At 71.0% G+C, this 20442-nt stretch carries 17 protein-coding genes and 1 pseudogene; 4 read left to right on the top strand and 14 right to left on the bottom strand.

The genetic code is table 11. The features are described 5' to 3' along the window. From ACWEPF_RS11700 to ACWEPF_RS11675, 6 genes are all read right to left on the bottom strand, one after another. The gene (locus ACWEPF_RS11700; RefSeq protein ID WP_452172437.1) at positions 1–939 is read right to left on the bottom strand and encodes a hypothetical protein; all 939 of its coding nucleotides are present in this window, start codon (positions 937–939) and stop codon (positions 1–3) included. Between the two features lie 289 nt (positions 940–1228). Then, the gene (locus ACWEPF_RS11695) at positions 1229–1537 is read right to left on the bottom strand and encodes a hypothetical protein (protein WP_452172436.1); all 309 of its coding nucleotides are present in this window, start codon (positions 1535–1537) and stop codon (positions 1229–1231) included. A gap of 305 nt (positions 1538–1842) precedes the next feature. Next, positions 1843–2568, bottom strand: coding sequence for a hypothetical protein (locus tag ACWEPF_RS11690; RefSeq protein ID WP_452172435.1), 726 nt, complete (start codon positions 2566–2568; stop codon positions 1843–1845). Positions 2569–2654: 86 nt separating this feature from the next. After that, positions 2655–4439 carry a relaxase/mobilization nuclease domain-containing protein gene (locus tag ACWEPF_RS11685; RefSeq protein ID WP_452172434.1) on the bottom strand — a complete coding sequence of 595 codons (1785 nt, stop codon included), beginning with the start codon at positions 4437–4439 and terminating at the stop codon, positions 2655–2657. Next, positions 4436–5041: a plasmid mobilization protein gene (locus tag ACWEPF_RS11680; protein ID WP_452172433.1), complete on the bottom strand. Its 606-nt coding sequence runs from the start codon at positions 5039–5041 to the stop codon at positions 4436–4438. The genes ACWEPF_RS11685 and ACWEPF_RS11680 overlap by 4 nt, the downstream gene beginning before the upstream one ends. Positions 5042–5402: 361 nt before the next feature. Beyond that, complete coding sequence (locus ACWEPF_RS11675) at positions 5403–6404, bottom strand: DUF2637 domain-containing protein (RefSeq protein WP_452172432.1); 1002 nt, start codon at positions 6402–6404, stop codon at positions 5403–5405. A gap of 183 nt (positions 6405–6587) precedes the next feature. Here ACWEPF_RS11675 and ACWEPF_RS11670 point away from each other — a divergent pair, with 183 nt between their 5' ends. Both ACWEPF_RS11670 and ACWEPF_RS11665 read left to right on the top strand, forming a co-directional pair. Continuing rightward, positions 6588–7160, top strand: coding sequence for a helix-turn-helix domain-containing protein (locus ACWEPF_RS11670; RefSeq protein WP_452172431.1), 573 nt, complete (start codon positions 6588–6590; stop codon positions 7158–7160). Between the two features lie 667 nt (positions 7161–7827). Further along, a complete protein-coding gene (locus tag ACWEPF_RS11665; RefSeq protein ID WP_452172430.1) occupies positions 7828–9786 on the top strand; it encodes a recombinase family protein in 1959 nt (652 codons plus the stop codon). On the opposite strand, the pseudogene ACWEPF_RS11660 reads toward ACWEPF_RS11665, so the two are convergent. The 3 genes and pseudogenes from ACWEPF_RS11660 to ACWEPF_RS11650 form a co-directional block, all read right to left on the bottom strand. Further along, a pseudogene (locus ACWEPF_RS11660) lies at positions 9770–9892 on the bottom strand (YccF domain-containing protein); the annotation flags it as partial. The gene ACWEPF_RS11665 and the pseudogene ACWEPF_RS11660 overlap by 17 nt on opposite strands. Positions 9893–10156: 264 nt before the next feature. Continuing rightward, entirely contained in the window at positions 10157–10630 is a 474-nt protein-coding gene (locus tag ACWEPF_RS11655; protein ID WP_449797735.1) for a carboxymuconolactone decarboxylase family protein, read from the bottom strand. A 102-nt stretch (positions 10631–10732) separates the two neighbouring features. Continuing rightward, complete coding sequence (locus ACWEPF_RS11650) at positions 10733–11359, bottom strand: hypothetical protein (RefSeq protein WP_452172429.1); 627 nt, start codon at positions 11357–11359, stop codon at positions 10733–10735. Between the two features lie 205 nt (positions 11360–11564). Between ACWEPF_RS11650 and ACWEPF_RS11645 the strand changes: the two genes are divergently transcribed. Continuing rightward, entirely contained in the window at positions 11565–13109 is a 1545-nt protein-coding gene (locus ACWEPF_RS11645) for an alkaline phosphatase (protein ID WP_345278837.1), read from the top strand. Positions 13110–13266: 157 nt separating this feature from the next. Further along, the gene (locus tag ACWEPF_RS11640) at positions 13267–13785 is read left to right on the top strand and encodes a hypothetical protein (RefSeq protein WP_452172428.1); all 519 of its coding nucleotides are present in this window, start codon (positions 13267–13269) and stop codon (positions 13783–13785) included. Between the two features lie 59 nt (positions 13786–13844). Here ACWEPF_RS11640 and ACWEPF_RS11635 read toward each other — a convergent pair whose 3' ends face one another. From ACWEPF_RS11635 to ACWEPF_RS11615, 5 genes are all read right to left on the bottom strand, one after another. Further along, positions 13845–15437, bottom strand: a complete 1593-nt coding sequence (locus ACWEPF_RS11635) for an alpha/beta hydrolase (RefSeq protein WP_345278840.1) — start codon at positions 15435–15437, stop codon at positions 13845–13847. Positions 15438–15527: 90 nt separating this feature from the next. Then, entirely contained in the window at positions 15528–15932 is a 405-nt protein-coding gene (locus ACWEPF_RS11630; protein WP_452172427.1) for an SHOCT domain-containing protein, read from the bottom strand. 93 nt (positions 15933–16025) lie between these two features. Further along, a complete protein-coding gene (locus ACWEPF_RS11625) occupies positions 16026–17561 on the bottom strand; it encodes a vanadium-dependent haloperoxidase (RefSeq protein ID WP_452172426.1) in 1536 nt (511 codons plus the stop codon). Positions 17562–17720: 159 nt separating this feature from the next. Then, positions 17721–19601: an FAD/NAD(P)-binding protein gene (locus tag ACWEPF_RS11620; RefSeq protein ID WP_452172425.1), complete on the bottom strand. Its 1881-nt coding sequence runs from the start codon at positions 19599–19601 to the stop codon at positions 17721–17723. A 212-nt stretch (positions 19602–19813) separates the two neighbouring features. Next, positions 19814–20266, bottom strand: coding sequence for a DoxX family membrane protein (locus tag ACWEPF_RS11615; protein WP_452172424.1), 453 nt, complete (start codon positions 20264–20266; stop codon positions 19814–19816). Positions 20267–20442 lie beyond the last annotated feature (176 nt).

Below are 20442 nucleotides of genomic sequence, written 5' to 3'. Positions count from 1 at the left end.
TCAGCTGAGAACTGCGCGTACAGCACTGTGGCTGTCACGCGAGGCGGCCTTGGCCGCGCGAAGCACCGCCCGTACTCGGGCAGCCCCGATTGCCGTGGCGGCTTCGCCAGCACCGACTGCAGGCCCCCTGGCCTCAAGTCCTGCGCAGGGGCGGCAGATGCCAGGTTGGGGCACAGGGTCGTGGCACTCGGCGCACTCGGTGTACCGGGCGGCTACGGGTCGCTCAGACGCCTGGACTGGCGGCATCTTGCGCTCCAGCCGAGACCGGAGCACCGCGACCGCCGAGTGCACCGGGGTGGGCAGGCCCGGCAGCAAGGCTCGGGCGAGGTCGGCGGAGCTGCTGCCACGCTCCAGCCACTGCGCCACCAAGGGCGCGAGCGCTTCCGCTTCGGCCTGGCCGAGCCGTAGGCGCGGTTCGGGCCGGGTCACCCGGAACAGGGTGGCGACCGCCTCCCGAGCCCGCTCCTCCGGCACTGTGGTCTCCTCATGGGCCTGCTTCTCGGAGTTCCCCTCCCGCCCGCCCACACTCACTGGCGGCTCACCGGCGAGAAGCGGCTCCTCCTGCTGCTCGGCGGGGAGGGAGGGTTCTTGGTACCGGTTCTTTGAAAGGGTGTCAGCACAGCCGGTGGTCGCTCCACCGGAGACCGGACGAGTGGCACCCGGCACCACGAGCTGCGAGGTGTCGTAGACGTGGGTCTCGGTGCGGATGGTGCCGTCTGGCATCCGGATCTTCTCGACCCGGTAGAAGCCGGCGTCGGCCAGCTCCTTCAGGGCCTTGCGGATCGCTCCGCGTCCCTGGGGACTGGTGTCGGCCATATGGCGACCGTCCTCGCGCCAGCCGTCGGGGCGGGAGAGGAGGTCCGCAAGCAGGCCGCGGGCGGTGTAGGACAGCTGCCGGTACTGCAGCACGCAGTTGGGCAGCACCGTGAAGTTGCGCACGTGGGCGCTACGATGGACACGCATCGGGAGTTGACGCTCCTGTTGCCGGACCCCGGGGTGTTACCAGCACCGCCGGGGTCGCCTATTTTCGGTTGGACTACGGAACGTAGCACACGCACCGTTCGATGATCGACTGCGGCAACGTCGCCAAGTGGCAGGACTGGCTTACCACTTCGGATCGCTGACGCACAGTCGGGCAATTGCTCCCGGCTGCCTCGCGACGGACCGGAGCACCGCCTCCGGTGCCCCCGGGCCGGGAGGCGCAGCGCCTCCCGGCCCGTCCGATTGGTTAGAGCCAGATGGTGCCGGCGAGGAGGCCGTCGAAGCCAAGTCCTCGGTACATCTCCTCGAACGACGCCCACTCGCGTTCCTCGAAGGAGTTGTCGCGGGCCTCGTTGACGTCGGCGGGCTCCAGGTCGTGTTCGAGCCATTCGTGGGTGCAGCGGCAGCGGACGAAGACCAGGTCGGGGTGGACGTGGATCAGCAGCCAGTCGCGGGCGGCGCTGCAGGCGGCGCAGGTGATGGTGATGCCGCGGGGGTTGAGGGGGCCGGGGTGGGGGACGGCGAGAGTGGTGTTGCGGCCGGCGGGGTTGGTCATGCGGTGCCCTTCCGTGTCGGTTGCAAGCACCACAAGACGACCGGCGGGCACACCCTTCCCGGACTTCGAAGACGACATCGAACCGACACCATGACTGCCCCGCACGCCAGTTGGCGGTGCCACCACAGCCGTGCACCTCGACAGCAGGGTGACCGCAGCGCCCGACATGCCGGTGGTGCGGCGGGTGGCCGTACGGGACAGGGCCGCACCTGTCCGGTGAGCGGTGGTCGGGAAGTTCCCGACCACCGCAGAAGACATCACACCAGCATCTCGATCACTGCGTCGCCCTCGCGATGGGCTGGAGGTCAGTCCTTGCCACGGGCGAAGATCTCTCCGGGCTCGGGCGCAATGATGCACATGAGGCTTACGTACTCGGCACGGTCCTCCTCCGTCATGGCGCCGCCGGGGTCCCGGATCAGGGTGCCGCTGGGGAGGTGGCCGTAGTACTTGGCGAGCAGGGCGTCGACAGCGCGGGGAGCGTCGGCTTCCATCTCGGTCTCGAGGTCGAGTTCGCGCTGCATCTGGGCGAGGACCGCTTCGATCTCCCGCGGGGTGCAGCTGCGGGCGAGGGATCGCTCCTCCTCGGTGAAGGGGCGCCCATCGTGGTGAATCCAGGTCTCGGTGTCGCTGAGCGCCAAGAGGTTGGCGTCGAGCAGCAGGGTGACGATCTCAGGACGGACGCCTGCACGGGCCCAGCGGCCCAGGCGCTCGTACTCAGCGCGGTCCTCCTCCGTCATGGCGGCGACGATGTCCTCGTCGGTGGCTCCGTCGGGGAGCTTGGTCGAGTACCGGTGCCGGAGGACGCGCGCGAAGTGGGCCGGGTCGTCGCCGAGGCCGTGGTCGAACCCAATCTTGTACGCAGAAATGAGGGTTTCGAGCTCCTCGTCGGCGTCGTCGTTGGCGAGGGCCTGCTCGGCCTCGGTGAAGGGGCGCCCGTCGTGGTGGGACCAGGTGTTGGTGTCGGGACGGATGATGAAGTCGGCATCGTTGAGCAGCACGAAGACGTCGTGGCGGCAGTAAGGCTGGGCCATGGTGGTGAATCTCCTTGAGAGAGGCTTGTGTTGGGGGTGGGGGTGTTGCTGAGCGGTGCGCCGGGCGCGCGGGCTCCTTGGCGGAGTCAGGGTCGGCGGGGTGTGGTCGCCGGCGGTCCCGGTACCGAGGCAGTAGGTCGTGATGACCCAGGAGAGGTGCTGGGCTGGGGAGTTGGTGTTGTCGAGGTTGCACGAGCGGCGGTGGTGCTCTTGGAGCGCGCCGCTGCGGTGCGGTGGTCTTCCGTGGTGGCGGTCGGTGTGGGGGCCGGGAGGTGGGCACCCCGGCGGATGCGCCACGTGAGCACGGTGGCCGGGGAGTCGGCGCTGGCCAGCTCCCGTTGCCCGGCGGCCTGGGCGAGCAGGGCCTGTGGGTCGTGGCCGGCTTGCTCGGCTTCGGCCAGGGTGGCGGCGAGCGCCACCCAGCCCTGGTCCGCGAGCACCCGGGCTGCCAGGTCGGCAGGCAGTGCCCGGCGGGCGTGTGTCTCGTGCCGGTCGCAGGCGGGCTGGGGCAGTTGGCGGCCCTGGGTGTCGAGGACGGCGATCGGCCGTCCCGCGTGCCTGCCGTAGGCGGTCCGCAGGTGCTGTGCCGCTGCCCGTGCGGCGGCGGCCTGGTGCTGGTGGCCCTGGGCGGTGTGCCACTTGGCGATGACGACCGCCAGCAGCACGAGGCTGGCCAGGATCGTGGCGGCGGCCGTGCCCTCCTCGCCCCGGCCTCCGGCAGGGCCAGCGTAGAGGAGTTCGCGGGCTACCGAGCGCATCGCCCGCACCTCCGCCCGGGCAGCTCGGGTATGGGCGATCGCGGTGAACTCCAGTGCCCGGGCGGCCTGGTTGATCTCCTTCCTAGACAGGACCGGACTGGTAAGGGCGAGGGTGTCGAGGACCTCGATCGTGCCGCTGACCACCGCGCTGGCCTGACCGGCACGCGGATCGCCGTCGATGGTGGCGGTGGCTCGGTCGAGGCTGGTGCTGGCCCGGTACCTGACAGCAGTCGGCCTCCCCTGGCCGACCGGGTCGCGGGACGCGGGCTGGTCGATCCCGGCGGCGAACCGCTCATGGATCTTGGGCAGGGTCAGGTCGGCAGCCAGCTGGCTGCCGGAGAACCACACCGGAGGGTCCGACTCGCCGGTGGGCAGGGCGAACTTGTAGCCCCTGGCGTCGCCGGAGGGCAGGCGGCGGACCTCGCACCGGATCCCCTGCACGGCCAAGCGGGCAAGGAACTCCTCCTCCCCCACAGCCCCCGCGAGGGCCCGCCGTACCCCGGTCCGCAGCCGGGCACGCCCCGGCTCCTCCTGGCCCAGGCGCTCGGCCTTGCGCAACTCCGGGCTCTTCGGGCGCTTGGGGATCCCCGCCCGGTAGTCGCGGGTTCGGGTGTCGGACCAGTCCTTGAGCTCCAACTCGCGCTCGATCCTGGTGAGCTCGGCCTCCGTCCGGTACTGGTCGCCCCGCAGGCGGGCCTGGGTCAGGTCGGCGCGCACCACGGTGGCGAGGATGTGGATGTGGTTGTCCCCGTGGTGGACGGCGACCCACCGGCAGCCGTCCGGATCGCCGTCGGGGGCGATGCCGGCAGCGGCCACGACCCGGCGCGCGACCTGGCCCCACTCCTCGTCGCCAAGGTTCCGGTCGGTGGGGTCGGCACGGACCATGCGGTGGTAGACGTAGCTGGCGACCGGCCTGCCATAGCGCACGACATGCAGGTCCAGGGCGTCCCGCAGCTGGGCCAAGGTGGCCTCGCCGTCGCGGCCCGGGTCGGGGGCGAAGCCGTCCCAGGAGGCCACCAGGTGCGGGTCGGTGTGCTCGTTGCGCCGGCCCGGACCATACAGGTACTTGAGCGCCTTGAGCGTGTCCGCCCCGGAGCGGGCGGTGGTGATCACCGGCGGGCGGCCTTCGCCACCCGCATCGCAGTGGCGTCCACCCCGGCCACCGCCCTGCGGACCTCGACCACCGCCTCCCTGGCCCTGGCCAAGGTGGCCTGCGCCGGGCCGTGCTCGATGCCCATCTCGGCGTTGAGCTGGAAGGCGATCTGGTTGACGTTCACGCCGAGTCGGCTGACCTGGAAGCGGGCAGCGTCCAGCGCCCGCACCGCCTGATCGAGCTGCTCGTCACGGGTCACCGTCCCGGCGCCGCCCGGGGTCAGGGCCTGGCGCTCCAGGTAGTCGGCCACGTTCAGGCCGGCCTCCTGAGCGAGCCGCTTGATCTGCGCTTCCCGCTCCGCGGTGCACCGGAAGCCGAGCTTCTTCGTCTTCGGGTTGCCGTTGTCGCGCCGGCGGCGCTTGGCACGGCGAACGACGGCACGCGGGGCGCGCTCGGCGGATCGGGCGGACGGGTGCGGCTCGACGGCGGACGTCTTCTCCCGCTTCGCCGCGCCCCCGCGGTGAAGCTCCGGTGCTGCCGCCCCCGGCAGCACCGGCACATCCACGTCCACGTCCTCCTGGGCGTGGGCGTCCGCGTGCGTGGCCCCGTAGGGGCCCCGCACGCACTCGCTTGCTCCGCCCTTGACGTGTGGGTGGTCAACTCCGGTGCGGTCGAACGAGGTTACACCACCGGCAGGTCGGCGGTTCGGCACGGAAAGGTCGTTGGTCAGGGCATGCTCCAAGGGGTGTCGGGATCGGGTTGGCCAGCGTCCGGACCATGCCCGACACGAGGGCGGCAGGCTTCGCGGGCAGGCCGCCATGCTCCGGAGGCGGGATGGTCCGGTGTGCGCACGGGGAAGGGATGCGGTCCGTCCGCAGCGACCGGGTCAGCTGCGGACGGACCGAACCGGACCAGGGAGTTCTGCGCATCGGCAGAAGTCCGAGCGGACGAGCCGGACGGTGGACCGGTCCGCCGAGGTGGGGTCAGTCGACCGGTGGGTGCTCGCGGACCGGACCGTGCGGGAACTCCTTGCGGAGCTCGTCCATCAGGACCGTGAAGCGGGTACTGCCCATGGGCAGGTTGGCCTCGCGGACCGCGCGCTCAACAACCGGACGGCTCGGACGGCCATGGGCTCGGACCGCAGGCCGGCTGGCCTCCAGCAGCCGCTCCATCGACGCCCCCACCGGACGACCCGTCCGCCGCCCCGGACCGCCCCCAGCAGCGGGAGGCGGCTCGGTCACGCCATCGGCATCCGGTCCGCCGCTGTCCGTCCGCGCCTCGGAGCCGGAGAGTTCTGCCGACCCCGCCCCCGGACCACCGGCGGCCCGGACCAGCACCGGGTCCGCGACGGCCGAGAGCGGACCAGCGACCTCGTCGGGCGCGGAGGAGGCGGACGGCGCGGACCGGACCACGCCCTCGTCCGGACCCTCCGGACCGCTGGAGACGGACGGTCCGGTCGCGGCGGACGGCCGGGCGGGTGCGACCGGACCACCGATCGGCCGGTCCGGCGCACCGGGGTCCGGGAACATGGTGTCGGCAGAAGTCCCACCGGCCGCCCCGGTCGGGGCAGGCTGCGGGGTGACGGCGTGGCGGGCGATGAGGATGTAGAGGTGGACGGCGCCGCCGAGCGCGAGCGGGGAGAGCATCGACAGGACGGCGACGACGCCGTCGCCGAGCTGCAGCCCGTCGCCCTGGTCGAGCACCTGGTTCAGGCGCACGGCGTGCAGGGCGTTGGCCCACACGCTGGCAGCGGTCGCACCGGCGAACAGGAACCAGGCGTACAGGCGCGCCGTCCACGGTGCGGCCCGCAGGACCAGCAGGGCGCGCACGCCGTAGGCGATGAACCCGTCGACGGTGAGCGGGAAGACGTACGCCAGCGGGCCGCGCACGTGGATGGCGACGGCCATCTGCTGCAGCGCGTCGAAGGACAGGGCGAATCCGGCCACGCCGATCAGGGCGACGGCGAGCCGGTCCCAGGCGGTCACCCGGACAACCCGGGCAGGGGACGGAAGGCGAGCGGGGAGTATCGCAATAGCGGGGGTCGTGGTGGGCTCCGGGATCTTGAGGGATGATGCATTTCGGATAGACTTGCCATCCGCCAGGGATGACCGTAGCGTGTCCCCAGCGACGATGCAAGAACGAGCTAACTTCGATGCGAGGTGAATCGAATGTCCGATCAGCCGGGCCAGCCCGAGAACTCCCCTGCAGCCCCCGCGCTCAGCGAGGAGCACGCCGCCGAGCGGGTCCGCCTGGAGCGCGAGTACCTCGGGTGGAGCACCGGCGAACTCGCCAAGCGCATGACCGCCGCCGGCTACCCCATGAACCAGTCCTCGGTCTGGCGGATCGAGAGCGGCGAGCCCCGCCGGCGGATCAACCTCGACGAAGCGATCGGCTTCGCCAAGGTCTTCGGCCTCACCCTGGAGGAGTTCCTCGGCCCACCCGAGTCCTCCTCCGACAAGCACATCTCCCAGCTGACCACCGAGGTAGTCGCCAGGTACCGCTTCCTGCTGGACCTGCTGCAGAGCACCAACACGGTGTTCGACGCCCTCGACCAGTACAACGCGCTCTTCCCGCAACACGCCAAGGAGCTGAACGACCGCATCGTCCGCGCCCTCAGCGAGGAGAGCCGCCGACGCGGCCCCGTCCGCATCTCCCCTCTGATCTTCTTCCGATTCCCGGCCTTCGAGGAAGCCAAGCGGCAGGCGGAGCGGCTGCAGGGCGACGCCCCACCCGAGGGGTAGCCGCCAGCTTCCCTGCCAGTTACGGCCGGTCACCACCCTCGGCCCTGTTGCCGAACTGCCCCGCCGCCACCGAGAAAGGAGCCAGGCGCCCCACCCCTTGGCCCTTGAGCTCAGCTCATGGGCTAATCACGCCGTCGTCGCGAACACGGCGCTCTCCCTGACCTCGGCCATCACCGCCGAGATCCCCAGACCGATCTGACGGTCTTCTCCAGCTGCCGTACGACGCAGGCCTCCCTGCCTCGACCGACCGCAGCTTCCTTGGCCTGTCCCCTATCCGGACACGGCCGCGTCACCATCACCCCCACCGAGGCCACCGCCTCCTCTCCCCGCTCCCAAAGCCCAAGGAGTCCCATTACCCACGCCCAGTTCCCCCAGCTGAACTGCCCCAGCATCACGGCCTCCTTCGACAGCCAACTGCACAGGAGCGTTCGCCCGACAGGTTTCCGGCAGCCCAGGATCTCCGTGACGTGGTCGCAGGGGGCCGACCTGACACCAGCTGAGCGCGCCCGCCTCCTGCGTCTGCTGTTCGCTCCACGCGCTTCAACTCCTCGTGCTGGCGCGGAAACAGCAGCATCTCGCGAGTAATTCGCATACCCTCACCCCCCGTTGAGCGCCCCGGCGACGGCTGCAGCCGTCGCCGGGGCCGACCGACCGTCCAGGAGTCGACATGACGAATCCCAGCACCCGCCCGCGTGCCGCATCCGCCACGCTCGCCCGCGCCACGGCGCAACGCACCCTCCGTGCCGTGGACTACCTCCGGGTCAGCACCGAGGAGCAGAAGCTGGGCTTCGGCATCGCCAGCCAGGCCAAGAAGAACGCCCGGCACATCAAGGGCAAGAGCTGGGATCACGTCGGCACCTTCGAGGACGACGGCGTCTCCGGCTCCAAGGAGATGGGCGAGCGTCCAGACTTCGACCGGCTGATGGAATGCGCCGAACGGGACGAGTTCGACATCGTCGTGGTGGAGAAGGGTGACCGCATCGGCCGGACCGGCCGAGCCTTCTGGCGCTGGGTCTGGGCGCTGGAGGACATCAACGTCTTCGTCGCCATCGTCAACCGGAACATCGACAACACCACGCCTGAGGGCCGCGCGCAGATGCGCCGCGAGGCCGACTACGCCGAGACCGAGTGGGAGAACATCCGCTCCCGCACCCAGGGCGGCCTCCAGGAGAAGGCGGAGGAGCCCGGCAGCCCGCACATAGGCGGCCGGCCGCCGTTCGGCTACCGGATCAAGCACAAGGGCACGAAGCGTGCCTCCCGCCTGGTCGTCGACAAGGGCGAGCGGAAGCTCATCCGCCGCGTCTACCGGATGGTGGTGGCCGAGAACCTCAACTTTCGTCAGATCGCCATCCGGCTCAACACCGAGGGGAGGACCACCCGTTCGGGTAGGCCGTGGTCGGCCGCCAACCTGCGTGACCGCATCCTGTCCCGTGCCGTCCTCGACGCCGAGCTCGTCTTCCGCGGCGAGCACGCCGAGACCGACATGGACGGCAACCCGGTGTGGGGCGAGTCGGTGACCATCTCGCTTCCGCCGGTCCTGGAGGAGCACGAGGCGGCCGCCCTTCGCAGGAAGGTCTCCTCGCGATCGAAGCCCAGCAGCGGCAACCGGGCAGTCTATCCGCTGAGCGGTCGCCTCATCGGGCTCTGCACCGAGCCCTACACCGGGATCAGCCGCGAGTCGCTCGTCGCCGGCCGCCGGAACTACCGCTGCAGCGGTAAGACCGAGACCGTCCCCGAGCAGGAGGTGTGTGACTGCTCCTACGTCGACGCCGAGGCCGTCGAGACCCGGGTCTGGTCCGAGGTGGTCAAACTGCTCGGCGACTCCGAGAAGTTGGAGAAGCTCGCCGCCGAGTGGGTCGGCATGGCCGAGGGCGACCAGTCCGCGCACACCGAGCGGATCGCGGACCTCGACCGTCAGATCGCCGCCCTGGACAGCTCCATCGCCGTCGTGATCGTCGCCTCCGCCAAGCAGAAGCAGTCGGCGAACGCCATCGCGGAGGCGACCGCCTCACTCAACGCCGAACTGGAGCAGCTTCACCAGATGCGCGAGGAGGCGGCCGCGTGGCTGGCGGAGATTGAGGACGCGGACCGCCGCGCCCGGGACCTCCGGCAGCTCGCCCGGACGGCCCGGCACCACCTCGCGGACATGAAGCCCGGGGAGCAGGGCGAGGTGCTCGCCCTGCTCGACGTGAAGGTGTTCATCGAGGGGCCGATCCCGCTCCGCCGGGGCGGAGTGCCCTGCACGGTCCAGTCCTGGTACCGCTCCGCCGAGCTGGCTGTACCCGCGAGCGATCTGTCCGACGAGAGCTGGGAGTTGATCGCCCATCTGCTGCCAGCCGGCCGCAGCGACCGCGTCCGACGGTCGGTCGACGCGATCCTCGCCAAGGCCCGGACCGGGGCCTCCTGGCCGATGCTGCGCGAGGAGTACGGATCGACCAGCACCGCCTCGAAGTACTTCAATGAGTGGGTTCAGAAAGGGACTTGGGCTGACGTCAACCGCCTCCTCGCCACCGTCGAGCGAGTGCCGCTCCCTGCCCTCGACCTCGTGCCACCTATGCGAATCGAAGGGCGGGTCGACCCGCGCGTGATGCTGATCCTCGGTGAAGGCTCCCGAAGGGGATGGTGACGATCAGGATGCAGCAGACGATCCCGGCCACCGCGTAGCCGAGCGCCATCCAGATCCCGCAGAGCAGCAGCCAGAGCACGTTCAGGACGAAACCGATCACCTTCATGTCACCACCCTCCCACGGACCGGGCCCCCAGCGGCAGATCCGGTCACGGTGAGTCCGTCGCCACACGTTCGGACGAAAGGCGGTGACCCAACTGTTCGTCCGCCAACTCACGCTGCTGTCAACGGCCTTGCCCCGGGTCAGTGCTGGGTGGTCTTCAACGAGCAGATGAGCCTCGCCGCCGTCGCCCCCTGACCCACCGTCACCCGGCCCGGGCCGCAAGGCCCCGGGCCGGCAGACGGGCAGACGGGTCGGGCCGAGGAGGCGTCAGGCGAACTGGCCCGGGCGGTAGTCGCCGGCCGGGGTCTGCAGGATGACGTTGGCGCGGTTGAAGGCGTTGATCAGGGCGATGGCGCCGACCAGCGCGCCGAGCTGGTCCTCGTCGAAGTGCTGGGCGGCGCGCTGCCAGACCTCGTCGCTGACGCCACCGGCCGCGTCGGCGATCCGGGTGGCCTCCTCGGTCAGCTCGATCGCGGCGCGCTCGGCCTCGGTGAAGACGGTGGCCTCGCGCCAGGCGGCGACCAGGTTGAGCCGCTCGGGGTTCTCGCCGTGGTGGACGGCGTCCTTGAAGTGCATGTCGGTGCAGAAGCCGCAGCCGTTGATCTGGCTGGCCCGGAGCTTGACCAGCTCCTGGGTGGTGGCCGGCAGGCCCGAGTCCTCCAGGACCTTCCCCGCCGCGATGATGTGCTTGAAGACCTTGCCCAGGACCGGGTTGGTGTAGGGGTTGAGGCGGATCTCCACGGGGTGCTCCCTCGTTCGGTGCTCGTCTTGCGCTGTCATCCCTTCGACGGAGCAGCCGGGCCGGGTGTGACAACCGGCGGACGTGACCCGCGTCACGCCACGTCAGAGCCTCGGCGCGTCCGGGTGGTACGCGCGCTGGCGCTCGACCGGGGCGGCCGCGAAGTCGCCGCTGCCGTTCACCACCTCGCCCGCCTCCAGGGACAGCCCGCGCGCCAGGCCGCTCCCCTTGAGCACCGCGCCCCGCCCGTCCGGGTCGGGGTACGCGTGGTCGCCGCCACCCGCCAGCCGGACGGACTGGACGGCGACGGCGCCGATCACCTGGCAGCCGTCGCCGATCTCCGAACGGCCGACGACCTCCGGGCCGTTGAGCAGCCTGGTCCGGTCGCCCACGACCACGGCCGCGTCGGCCCGGTTGGCCTTGATCCGGGCGCCGCCGTCCCCGAACAGGTTCCGGTCCCCGATCCGGACCGAGCCGCCGGCCTCCGCGAGCACCGCGGTGCCCGGGCGGAGCACGTTCCCGGAGCCGATCGAGCAGCTGCTGAGCTCGTCGCACTCCAGCGTCACGCCCGGGTAGAGGACGTTGTCCTGACCGAGCGTCACCCGCCGGGAGATCAGCACCGAGAAGGGGTCGTGGACCACGTTCCCGTCCCCCGGCGCCAGCAGTTCGGTCACGGTCCGCAGCCCCGCCGCGGTCCGGGCGGCGTCCAGCACGGCAAGCCAGTTCTCCACGGAATCCCCCTCGTTCGTTGTCCTCCGTGCCCGATCGTGCCGCACGGTGGAGACCCGAGGGGAAGTTGTTCGGACAACGGACACCCACCACGGGTGGCGCGTTCACGCGCCGTCGCTACGGTCGCACCGCCCGGCGCTGTCCCGGGTGCGTGCGCGGGTGGCGAGCCGGCCGGGTGCGCTGAACCTGTCGAGGAGACGAACCCCTATGCAGCGCAAGGCCTTCAAGGCCGCGTTGGTGCTCGTGACCGCGAGCGCCCTGGTGGGCGGCGCGGCGGTCACCGCCAACTCGGAGCCGTCCGAGCAGTACCGCAACGACCAGGGCCACGACGGCTGGTACGGCGGCGGCAACGACATCCGCAACGTCATCTACATGGTCGGCGACGGCATGGGCCGCACCCACGTCACGGCCGGCCGGGACCGCTTCTACGGCGCCGCGGGCCGCCTGAACATGGAGCGCATGCCGGTCGTCGGCCAGGTCGCCACCTACGCGGTCGAGAAGGGCAGCAACAAGCCCGCCCTGGTGACCGACTCGGCGTCCTCCGCCACCGCCTGGTCCTCCGGCGTGAAGACCTACAACGCGGCGCTCGGCGTGGACTCGTACGAGAAGCGCGTCGCCACCCTGATGGAGCAGGCCAAGGCGGCCGGCTTCTCGACCGGCAACGTCTCGACCGCCGAGATCACCGACGCCACCCCGGCCGGCCAGTTCAGCCACGTGCTGCTGCGCGGCTGCCAGGGCCCGGTCTACTCGGACGCGGCCTGCCTGCCGAAGAACGCCGACGGCACGTACGAGGCCAAGCCCTCGGACGCCACCCTGATCACCCCGGTCGCCGAGCAGATCGCCCGCAACGGCACGGCCGACGTCATCCTCGGCGGCGGCCTGGCCCGCTTCGAGCCGGACGACCAGAAGGCCCTGAAGGACCGCGGCTACCAGGTGCTCGGCAGCTTCGGCGACGCCGCGCTGCCGGCCCAGACCGCCGCCAGTCAGAAGGTCGCCACCAAGGCCGAGCTGGACGCGGTGCGCAGCGGCAAGGTCATCGGCCTGTTCAACCGCGGCAACCTGACGGTGGAGGCGGCCAAGTCCGCGCTGCCGGCCGGCGCCCCGGAGAAGGCCGAGCCGACCCTGTCGGACCTCACCACCAAGGCGATCGACCTGCTGGGCAAGCGCAACCGCAAGGGCTTCTTCCTCCAGGTCGAGGGCGCCCAGATCGACAAGCGCTCGCACGCCAACGACGCCGCCCAGACCCTGGGCGAGATCAAGGCCTTCGACGACGCCGTGGCCAAGGCCGTGGACTTCGCCAAGCGCGACGGCCACACCCTGGTGATCGTCACCGCCGACCACGAGTGCGCCGGCTTCAACATCATCGAGAAGGGCACCTTCACCAACGCGGAGGCCGCCGCCCCGCCGGTGAACGTGGACCCGGGCAACCCGGCGAACAACAGCGCCCCGTCGCGCACCGGTGGCAACACCAAGGACGCCACCCGCTCCACCGGCATCGTGAACGGCGCCGGTTCGAAGGACCCGAAGAACTTCGCCCCGGCCACCTTCCGCACCCCGGACGACGCCGCGGGCGTGGTGGACGGCAGCCCGGAGGCCAGCCTCTGGCTGACCTACCTGTCCGGCAACCACACCGGTGCCGACGTGCCGCTGTTCGCCTTCGGCCCCGGTTCGCAGCGCTACGCCGCCAGCCAGGACAACACCGAGCTGTACGGCAAGATGTACCGCTCGCTGTTCAACCGCTCGCCGCGCTGACACGCAGCAGCACCAGGACGGCTGACGCCCCGTCACGGAGGCCGAAGCCTGGTCAGGACGGCTGACGGACCCGTCCGACACCGGGGGCCGGGAGGGCACACGCCCCCTCCCGGCCCCCGGCCGTACTCCCGCCCCCGCTCCCCAGGAGACCCCCGCCGTGAACCCGACCCGCCGCGCCCTCGTCCTCCCGCTGCTCGCCCTGGCCCTGCTGACCGGGTGCACCTCGACCGGGTCGAAGGACGCCGCGCAGGACGCCGGGCCGCTGCCCGCCCCGAGCCAGGTGACGCTGCCGGAGCCGAAGCAGGTGCCCGCCGCCCCGGCCTCGCTGGGCGGCGAGGTCCGCCCGGGCGAGGTGCGGATCGAGCCGGGACCGTTCACCGACCGGGTCACGCTGACCGAGCTGACGCTGGACAAGGGCTCGGCCGTCGGCGGCCACCTGACCATCACCTCGGACATCAGCGACGTGCTGGTCATGGAGCTGCGGGCCGCCTTCTACGACCAGCAGGGCCGGCTGGCCGGCACCGGCACCTTCCACTACCAGGAGGAGGAGTCCGAGGGCGCCCACCTGGGCCCGCGCGCGGCCGAGGGCGGCATCGACTTCTCCATCCCGGCCGAGAAGCTCACCTCGGCCCCGGTCACCGCGGTGCTCTCCCTCCCCGTGCTCGTCAACGAATGAGCGTGCCCGCCCCCCGGTGAGGAGGAGCGGGCACGCGGCACGGCGGTGGTGACGTCGGATCAGACCGCCGGGAAGGGGTCCAGGTCCGTCTTGAGGGTCTGGCCCGGGGCCGGCGGGGTCCTGTCGACCAGGTAGTCGGTGACCAGGGCGTTGAGGGCGGCGCTGCGGCCGACCGCGCAGTGCTCGATGGAGTCGACGGTGACCAGGACCGCGTTGCCGAGCTCGCGCTGCATGCGCTGGGCGAACTTGTACTGGGTGGCCGGGTCGTAGAGGTTGCCGATGACCATCACGGTGTTGGCGGTCTTCTTGTTCCACGGGCCGCTGTAGCGCTCGGAGGTGAGCGCCGGGGCCGGCCAACTGGCGCACGGCGGCGCGTCGAAGGCCTGGTAGCGGCCGAAGGTCGGGGACTCCTTCTCCCAGGCCTTCGCCACCAGCGGGAAGAGCTGCGGGACCGGCGGGTACGGCTTGTCCTGGCAGTTGACGCCGTAGTAGGAGTCGTCCGAGGTGTACGGGGTCTCGGCCGGGGCCTCCCGGAGCGCGTTCGGGGCCTGGACGGCCAGCTGGTCGGCGTCGCCGGTGGACGGCTGACCGCCCGTCAGCGAGCGAGCGCCCTGGGCGTTGATCGCGGTGTCCAGGTCCTGGATGGACTTGGCCAGCGGGGCCAGCCGGGTCTGCGCGTAGAGCGCGTTGGCGACCTGGCTGGTGAAGGTCGAGAGGGTGACGACGGCGCCGCTGGGCAGGGTCACCGGGCTGGTGCGCAGGTGGTCCCGGATGGCGTCGAAGCGGGCCCGGTTGTCGCCGCCGGCGAAGGCGCAGCGCTGGATCCCGGCGGTGGCGCAGTGCTCCAGGAAGGCGTCCAGCGAGATCTCGAAGCCGTCGGCACGCTGGCGGTCGTACTCCAGGCCGTTGGCCAGGCGCAGCTGCGGGTCGACGTTGCCGTCGACGATCACGGCGCGGACCTTGGACGGGTACATGTTGGCGTAGGTGGAGCCGATCAGGGTGCCGTAGGAGAAGCCCGCGAAGGTGAGCTGGGCGTCGCCGACGGCCTGCCGCATCCGGTCCAGGTCGCGGACCACGTTGATGGTCGACATGTGCTTGATCAGCGGGCCGGCGTTCTTGCCGCAGGCGGCCGCGTAGTCGCGGTTGGCGGCCATGGTGTCGCGGACCTCGTCCGCGGTGACCGGGACGCCGGTGGCGCGGCCCCAGAGGGCGTCGGACTCCTCGTTGCTGGTGAAGCAGCGCAGCGGGTTGCTGCGGGCCACGCCGCGCGGGTCGAAGCCGACCAGGTCGAAGCGGTCCTGGACCTTCTTCTGGAAGCGGGTGGTGGTGGCCCAGAGGTAGCCGCTGCCGCCCGGGCCGCCGGGGTTGAGGAAGAGCGAGCCTATTCGGTTGGCCGGGTCGGAGGCCCGGCGGCGCAGCATGGCGATGCCGATCTTCTCGCCGTTCGGCTTGGCGTAGTCCAGCGGCACCGGGTAGGTGGCGCAGTCGTAGATGCCCGGATCCGGCTTGCTCGGATCGGGGTTGCAGGGTGTCCAGGACACCGGGTCGACCTTGGCCGGAGCTCCTCCGGCGGACGGTGCGGCGACGGCCACACCGGGGACCAACAGCAGGGCACTGGCCGCAGCCAGGCCCGCACTCCAGACACGAGACACGGAACCCCCCTCGACATGTCCAAATCAGGCGCGGCCAGCATGCCAGTTCGGAGATCGTCGAGGAAGGCCCCGGGCGTGATCGGTTCCGTTTCAGGCCAGCAGCTTGGTCTTGGCCTGCTGGAACTCCTCCTCGGTCAGCGTGCCGTTGCTCCGCAGCTGCGCGAGCTTCGCCAACTCGTCGGCCTGGGTGGGCTTCTGACCGCCCGTCTGCTGTCCGGCGGCCTCCTGGACGTAGGACCGGAAGGCGGCCTCGCTGCGCTGCACCTGCTCGCGGTCGCGCTGGGCCATCGAGTTGCCGCGGGCGATCAGGTAGACCAGCACCCCGAGGTAGGGCAGCAGGATCACGAGGACCAGCCACCCCGCCTTGCCCCAGCCGCCCATCGAGTGGTCGCGGAAGATGTCCCCGATCACCTTGAAGAGCAGGAAGAACCAGAGCACCCAGAGGAACAGCCAGAGCATCGTCCAGAAGAGGTTGAGCAGCGGGTAATCGTCCATCGGAACTCCCTCGGACCGCCGTCCGCACCGTGCGGACGGCGATCCGATCATAGGGAGACATTCTGGACATATCGGGCCGCCACGCCCGAGAGGTCAGCCGACGTTCGGGGTGATCCCGGCGAAGTACTGGCGGGCGACGTTGTACGCGTTGTTCGCCACGTTGCGGCCGAGCACCGCGCCCTGCTCCTTGTCGAAGCGCCAGTGCACGCCGCCGTAGAGGCGGGACATGCCGTCCTCGTCGGCCGCCTGGCTGAAGGTGTCCCACTTCAGCGTGACGTCGGCCGCCGGGGCGTTGGTGTCGTACTTCAGGCTGCCGGCCTTGACCACGGCGCTCTCGCCGTAGGCGTCGCTGCCGGTCCACAGCTTCATGTACTCGCCCCAGGTGGCGCCCCAGATCGAGTGGCCGGAGATGTACGAGGCGAAGGCCGGGGTCGGCAGGTAGGACTTCCAGTTCTTGCCGTCCATGGTGACGGTGCCCTGGCCGGGGCCGCCGAAGGACTGGATCTGCTGGCCGTCGTAGGCGTAGCGGATCATGGTCAGCGGGCGGGCGTAGTCGAAGTACTTCTTCGACTCCCAGGCCGCGTTGCCGCTGTCGCCCATCGCCATGTTGAGGCCGAAGAACATCTTCACGTCCTGGCTCAGGGTGTGGAAGTCGCGGCGGGCGACCCACTGGGCCTGGCGGTTCTGGTGACCGGTCGGGCCCTCCTTGGGCTCGATCCAGAACTCGGCTATCGCCTTCTGGCGGTCCGTCAGGCCCGCGCTGATCTGGCGCAGCTCCTCGACCGCGGCGTTGGCCTCCGGGGTGCCGTAGGCCGGCGGGACGACCGGGCGGAACTGGCTGTTGCTCTTCAGCGCGTACGGCTTGGTGGCCGCGAACTGGAGGCCGGCGAACTTCTGGGTCGCGCCGTTGACGATCAGCGGGGCCCAGCGGTCCGGGGCGACCACCTTGGACTTGTCGAAGGCGTTGACGTCCTGCGCCGGGTTGACCGGGGTGTAGCCGCTGCCCGGGTCCGAGTAGGCGGGGGTGCCGAGCTGGTTGGCCCCGTCCCCGTGGCGGTAGTTGAGCACCGCGTCGCAGGCGGTGTGCGCGATGCCGGCCGGGGTGTAGGTGTTGACCTCGGCGTTGGCCGGGTCGTAGCCCTGCTGCTGGAGCAGCGCGTCGAAGCTCGCGGTCTGCTGCGGGAACAGGTCCTTGAGCGCGCGGTGCGAGGCGTACGCCACGGCGGCCTTGCGGTTGGCGTAGCTGCGCTTCCACCAGACCTGGCGCAGCTGACCGCCGAGCCGGGTGCCGATCGCCCGGGCGTCGTAGGCGGCCCAGGCGTCGTAGGCACAGGTGGAGACGATCGCGTGGTAGCGGGCGGCGACCGGCGGGAGGATGCCGGTGGCGCCGTTCAGGTCCACCTGGGCGATGGTCGCCTGGACGGTCTTCTCGTTCCAGGCGAGCAGCAGGTTGGCCCCGCCGTCCTCGTACTCGGCCCAACTCTCCTGCAGGGCGAACTGGCTGGCGGCCGAGTCGGTGGTGTCCTCGGCCGCGCCGGCCACTCCGGTGGCCAGGGTGGTGACGGACAGGACGGCCGCCAGGGCCAGGACCGTGCTCCGGCGCAGACCGGTGGCGAGGGTGGATCGCATGTACCGCTTCCCTTCGATCGGGTGAACCTCAGGACGCGGGACACTCTCGACCGACGCGCGACGGCCCCTCCAGTCGACTTCCGACACTTCGTCAGAGCCGACCGGAGGGGCCGTTTTCCTTTCCGGTGGAAGGGCAGTTCAGCGGTGGTGCCGGGTGGGTCAGCGGGCGGCCGCCGAGGTGAGGGACCGCAGCGGGGCGCGGTCGGCGGTGCTGAGCATGTCGGAGGCGATCGCGTCGGCGTCCTGGCGGAAGAGGGTGTTGAGGCCCGGCTTGCCGCTGCCGACCTGGGTGAACCAGCGGGTGTGCTCGGTCGGGATGCCCAGCGCGTACAGGTCCCGGTGGACGGTGCCGTCGGCGGCGATCAGGTGGAACGGGGCCCGGGTGACGTTCAGGCCGCCGGTGTAGACGATCTCGCCGCTCACCTCGTCGACGTGCCGGTACTCGCCGATGGTGCCGTCGGCCAGCAGGGAGCGGGTCAGCGGGGAGGAGTCGCGGTAGAGGTCGGGGGTGGGGATCCGGGCGTCGATCAGCGCGGTGGCGGTCCGCTCGGAGCCGTTCACCTGCGGGGAGGAGATCCGGAAGGTGCCGCTCTGCTCGTCAGCGGCGAAGTCCGTCGCGGGGCCGGCCACCTCGACCACCCCGGCCTCGATCAGGGCGACCAGCTGCTCGACCCGGGCGATCGGCGGGCCGGCCGAGAGCAGCGAGTTGACGGGCAGGAAGTCGCGCTGGAACTCGCGGGCGTAGCTGTCCGGGCGCAGACCGCCGAAGTCCACCGCCTCGCGCACCACGTTGCGGATGTCGCGCAGCACGTCCAGCGCGGCCTTCAGCGGGCCCTCGGCGTTGCCCTGCTCGGCGGCGGCCAGGTCGGCCCGCATCACCTCCAGCAGGCGGGCCCGGAACTCCCGGCCGTCGGCGAAGAGTTCGCCCTGGAAGGGGCGGGCCAGCTTCTGCAGGTCGATCGGCTCGGCCGGGGTGGTGGCGCCGCTGCGGCGGTGCACCTCCTGGTGGACGTGGTCCACCTCCCGCATCAGCAGCGGCAGCACGTCCTCGTTGAAGACCAGCTGGCCGCTGCCGGTCTCGGCCAGCCGGCGGTCCCGGGCCTCGGCCACCGCCTGCTTGGTGAGGAAGACCGGCGTGTGGGTGTGGTCGGGGTCCTTCTGGTTGCGGCCGCGGGCCGGGATCGGCAGGCCGCTGCGCGAGCCGGTGACGATCTTCGGCTCCAGGCCGCTGGCCAGGTAGCGCAGGGTGCCGTTCGCGTCGGTCTCGAAGGTGCCGCCGCGGCCGACGGTCAGGCTGAGCATCACGTCGTAGAAGGAGAGGCCGAGGCCGCGGATGGCGACCGTCGAGCCGGGGGCGATGGTGTCCTTGTCCAGCGCCATGTCGGCGGCGGAGTCGCCGCACAGGTAGGCGGTGCCCGGGTGGCGCTCGGTGAAGGCGAGCATCCGCTGCTCGAACTCGTCGGGCTGGTTGGTCGGGTGACCGGTCGCCAGCAGCACCTTGTCGGCCTCGATCAGGTAGGGCACGTGGTACGGGGCGAGGTCCACCCGGAGCACGTGGCCGCCGGCGCCGCGCGGCACGACGTGCTCCACCCGGCCGTTCAGCTCGACCACCTGGACCCGCTCCGGCAGGCTCGCCAGGATGCTGCGGTAGACGGCCTGCTGGTACTGGCCGTAGCGCTGCCGGGAGGCGTAGTCGTCCGGGCCCAGCAGCGGCTCGCCGTGGGTTCTGGCCCGCTCGGCGATCCACTGGCCCAGCGAGGGACCGGCGCCGGGGCGGGCCGGGCCGCCGTCCGGGTCACCGGAGTACATCGTCACCTGGCCGACCACCGTGTTCATCGTGAACCAGTCGTCCTGGTCCGTGCGCCACACCCGCCCCGAGCCGACCTCCACCGCGTCGATCACGTGGATGCGGACCTGACGGCCGCTCAGTTCGCCGCCGTTCAGCCGGGCGGCCAGGCGCTCCAGGACCGAGAGGCCGCGCGGACCGGAACCGACGATGGCGATGGAGAGGGGCTCGGTGGCAGTGGCGTTCGTGGTCACGGTTTCCGTCCTTGGTGAGGGGTTCCGGTTCGATGACACAAACGTATGGCTGAATTCGCTGAATTGTTCCCCGGTGCCACCGATGGGGGATCACGGACAATCCGGTGATCGCATTCCGGCAATTCCCCCGGGAAATGCAGGAACCGGAGGACGGCGTCATTGCCGTCCCCCGGTCACGGGAGGGTGGTGCGGGGCGGTGGTACGAGGGTCGGTCAGGCCGCGACGGTGGCCGGCCGGGCGTGCTCCAGCTCCTCGATCTGCTGCCGGAGCTGCAGTCGCTGACGCTGGTCCTGACGGGTCAGCACCAGGGCGGAGGTCACCGCCGCGATCAGCACCGCGTTCTTCAGGATGTACTGGCCCTCCAACGTGCCGACCGTCGGCATCACCCAGGTGACCTCGGGGAACAGGATCAGCGGGGTGGCCGTCCCGGCCATGTGGCCGAGGAAGGCCAGGTAGGTGAGCCGCGGGATCCGGCCGGTCAGTAAGAGGAGGCCGAAGCCGACCTCGAAGACCGCGATCAGCACGCAGGCGAGGTGCCCGTGCAGCACCCCGAAGGTCAGCGCCTCCGTGGTGCGGACCGCCAGCGGCTCGGCCGGGCTGAGCCCGGGCCAGAACTTCGGCAGGCCGAACCAGATGAACACCAGGGCCACGCTCACCCGGAGCATCAGCGAGAGTCGGGCCTCCACGCTGACGGGGAGGAATTCAGCGCGGAGGCGCCTTCTGATCGGGGCTGCGGATGCACGCTCTCCGGTCGTGGTCATATCGGGTTCTCGCTTTCTCGGGAATTCCGAGGGACAGGGAGTCCGCACCGAAATGGAAAGCGTTGGTACTGCGTCTCCAT

This window comes from Kitasatospora sp. NPDC004289, from assembly GCF_053602875.1.
Note: the sequence above shows the minus strand (reverse complement) of the source record. Positions and strands in the feature narration are given on the sequence as shown.

Excerpts from the sequence above, each read along its gene's own strand:
- ACWEPF_RS11690 (WP_452172435.1), bottom strand. The coding sequence starts at position 2,568 with ATGGCCCAGCCTTACTGCCGCCACGACGTCTTCGTGCTGCTCAACGAT.
- ACWEPF_RS11670 (WP_452172431.1), top strand. The coding sequence starts at position 6,588 with ATGTCCGATCAGCCGGGCCAGCCCGAGAACTCCCCTGCAGCCCCCGCG.
- ACWEPF_RS11665 (WP_452172430.1), top strand. The coding sequence starts at position 7,828 with ATGACGAATCCCAGCACCCGCCCGCGTGCCGCATCCGCCACGCTCGCC.
- ACWEPF_RS11615 (WP_452172424.1), bottom strand. The coding sequence starts at position 20,266 with ATGCTCCGGGTGAGCGTGGCCCTGGTGTTCATCTGGTTCGGCCTGCCG.
- ACWEPF_RS11625 (WP_452172426.1), bottom strand. The coding sequence starts at position 17,561 with ATGCGATCCACCCTCGCCACCGGTCTGCGCCGGAGCACGGTCCTGGCC.
- ACWEPF_RS11630 (WP_452172427.1), bottom strand. The coding sequence starts at position 15,932 with ATGGACGATTACCCGCTGCTCAACCTCTTCTGGACGATGCTCTGGCTG.
- ACWEPF_RS11645 (WP_345278837.1), top strand. The coding sequence starts at position 11,565 with ATGCAGCGCAAGGCCTTCAAGGCCGCGTTGGTGCTCGTGACCGCGAGC.
- ACWEPF_RS11695 (WP_452172436.1), bottom strand. The coding sequence starts at position 1,537 with ATGACCAACCCCGCCGGCCGCAACACCACTCTCGCCGTCCCCCACCCC.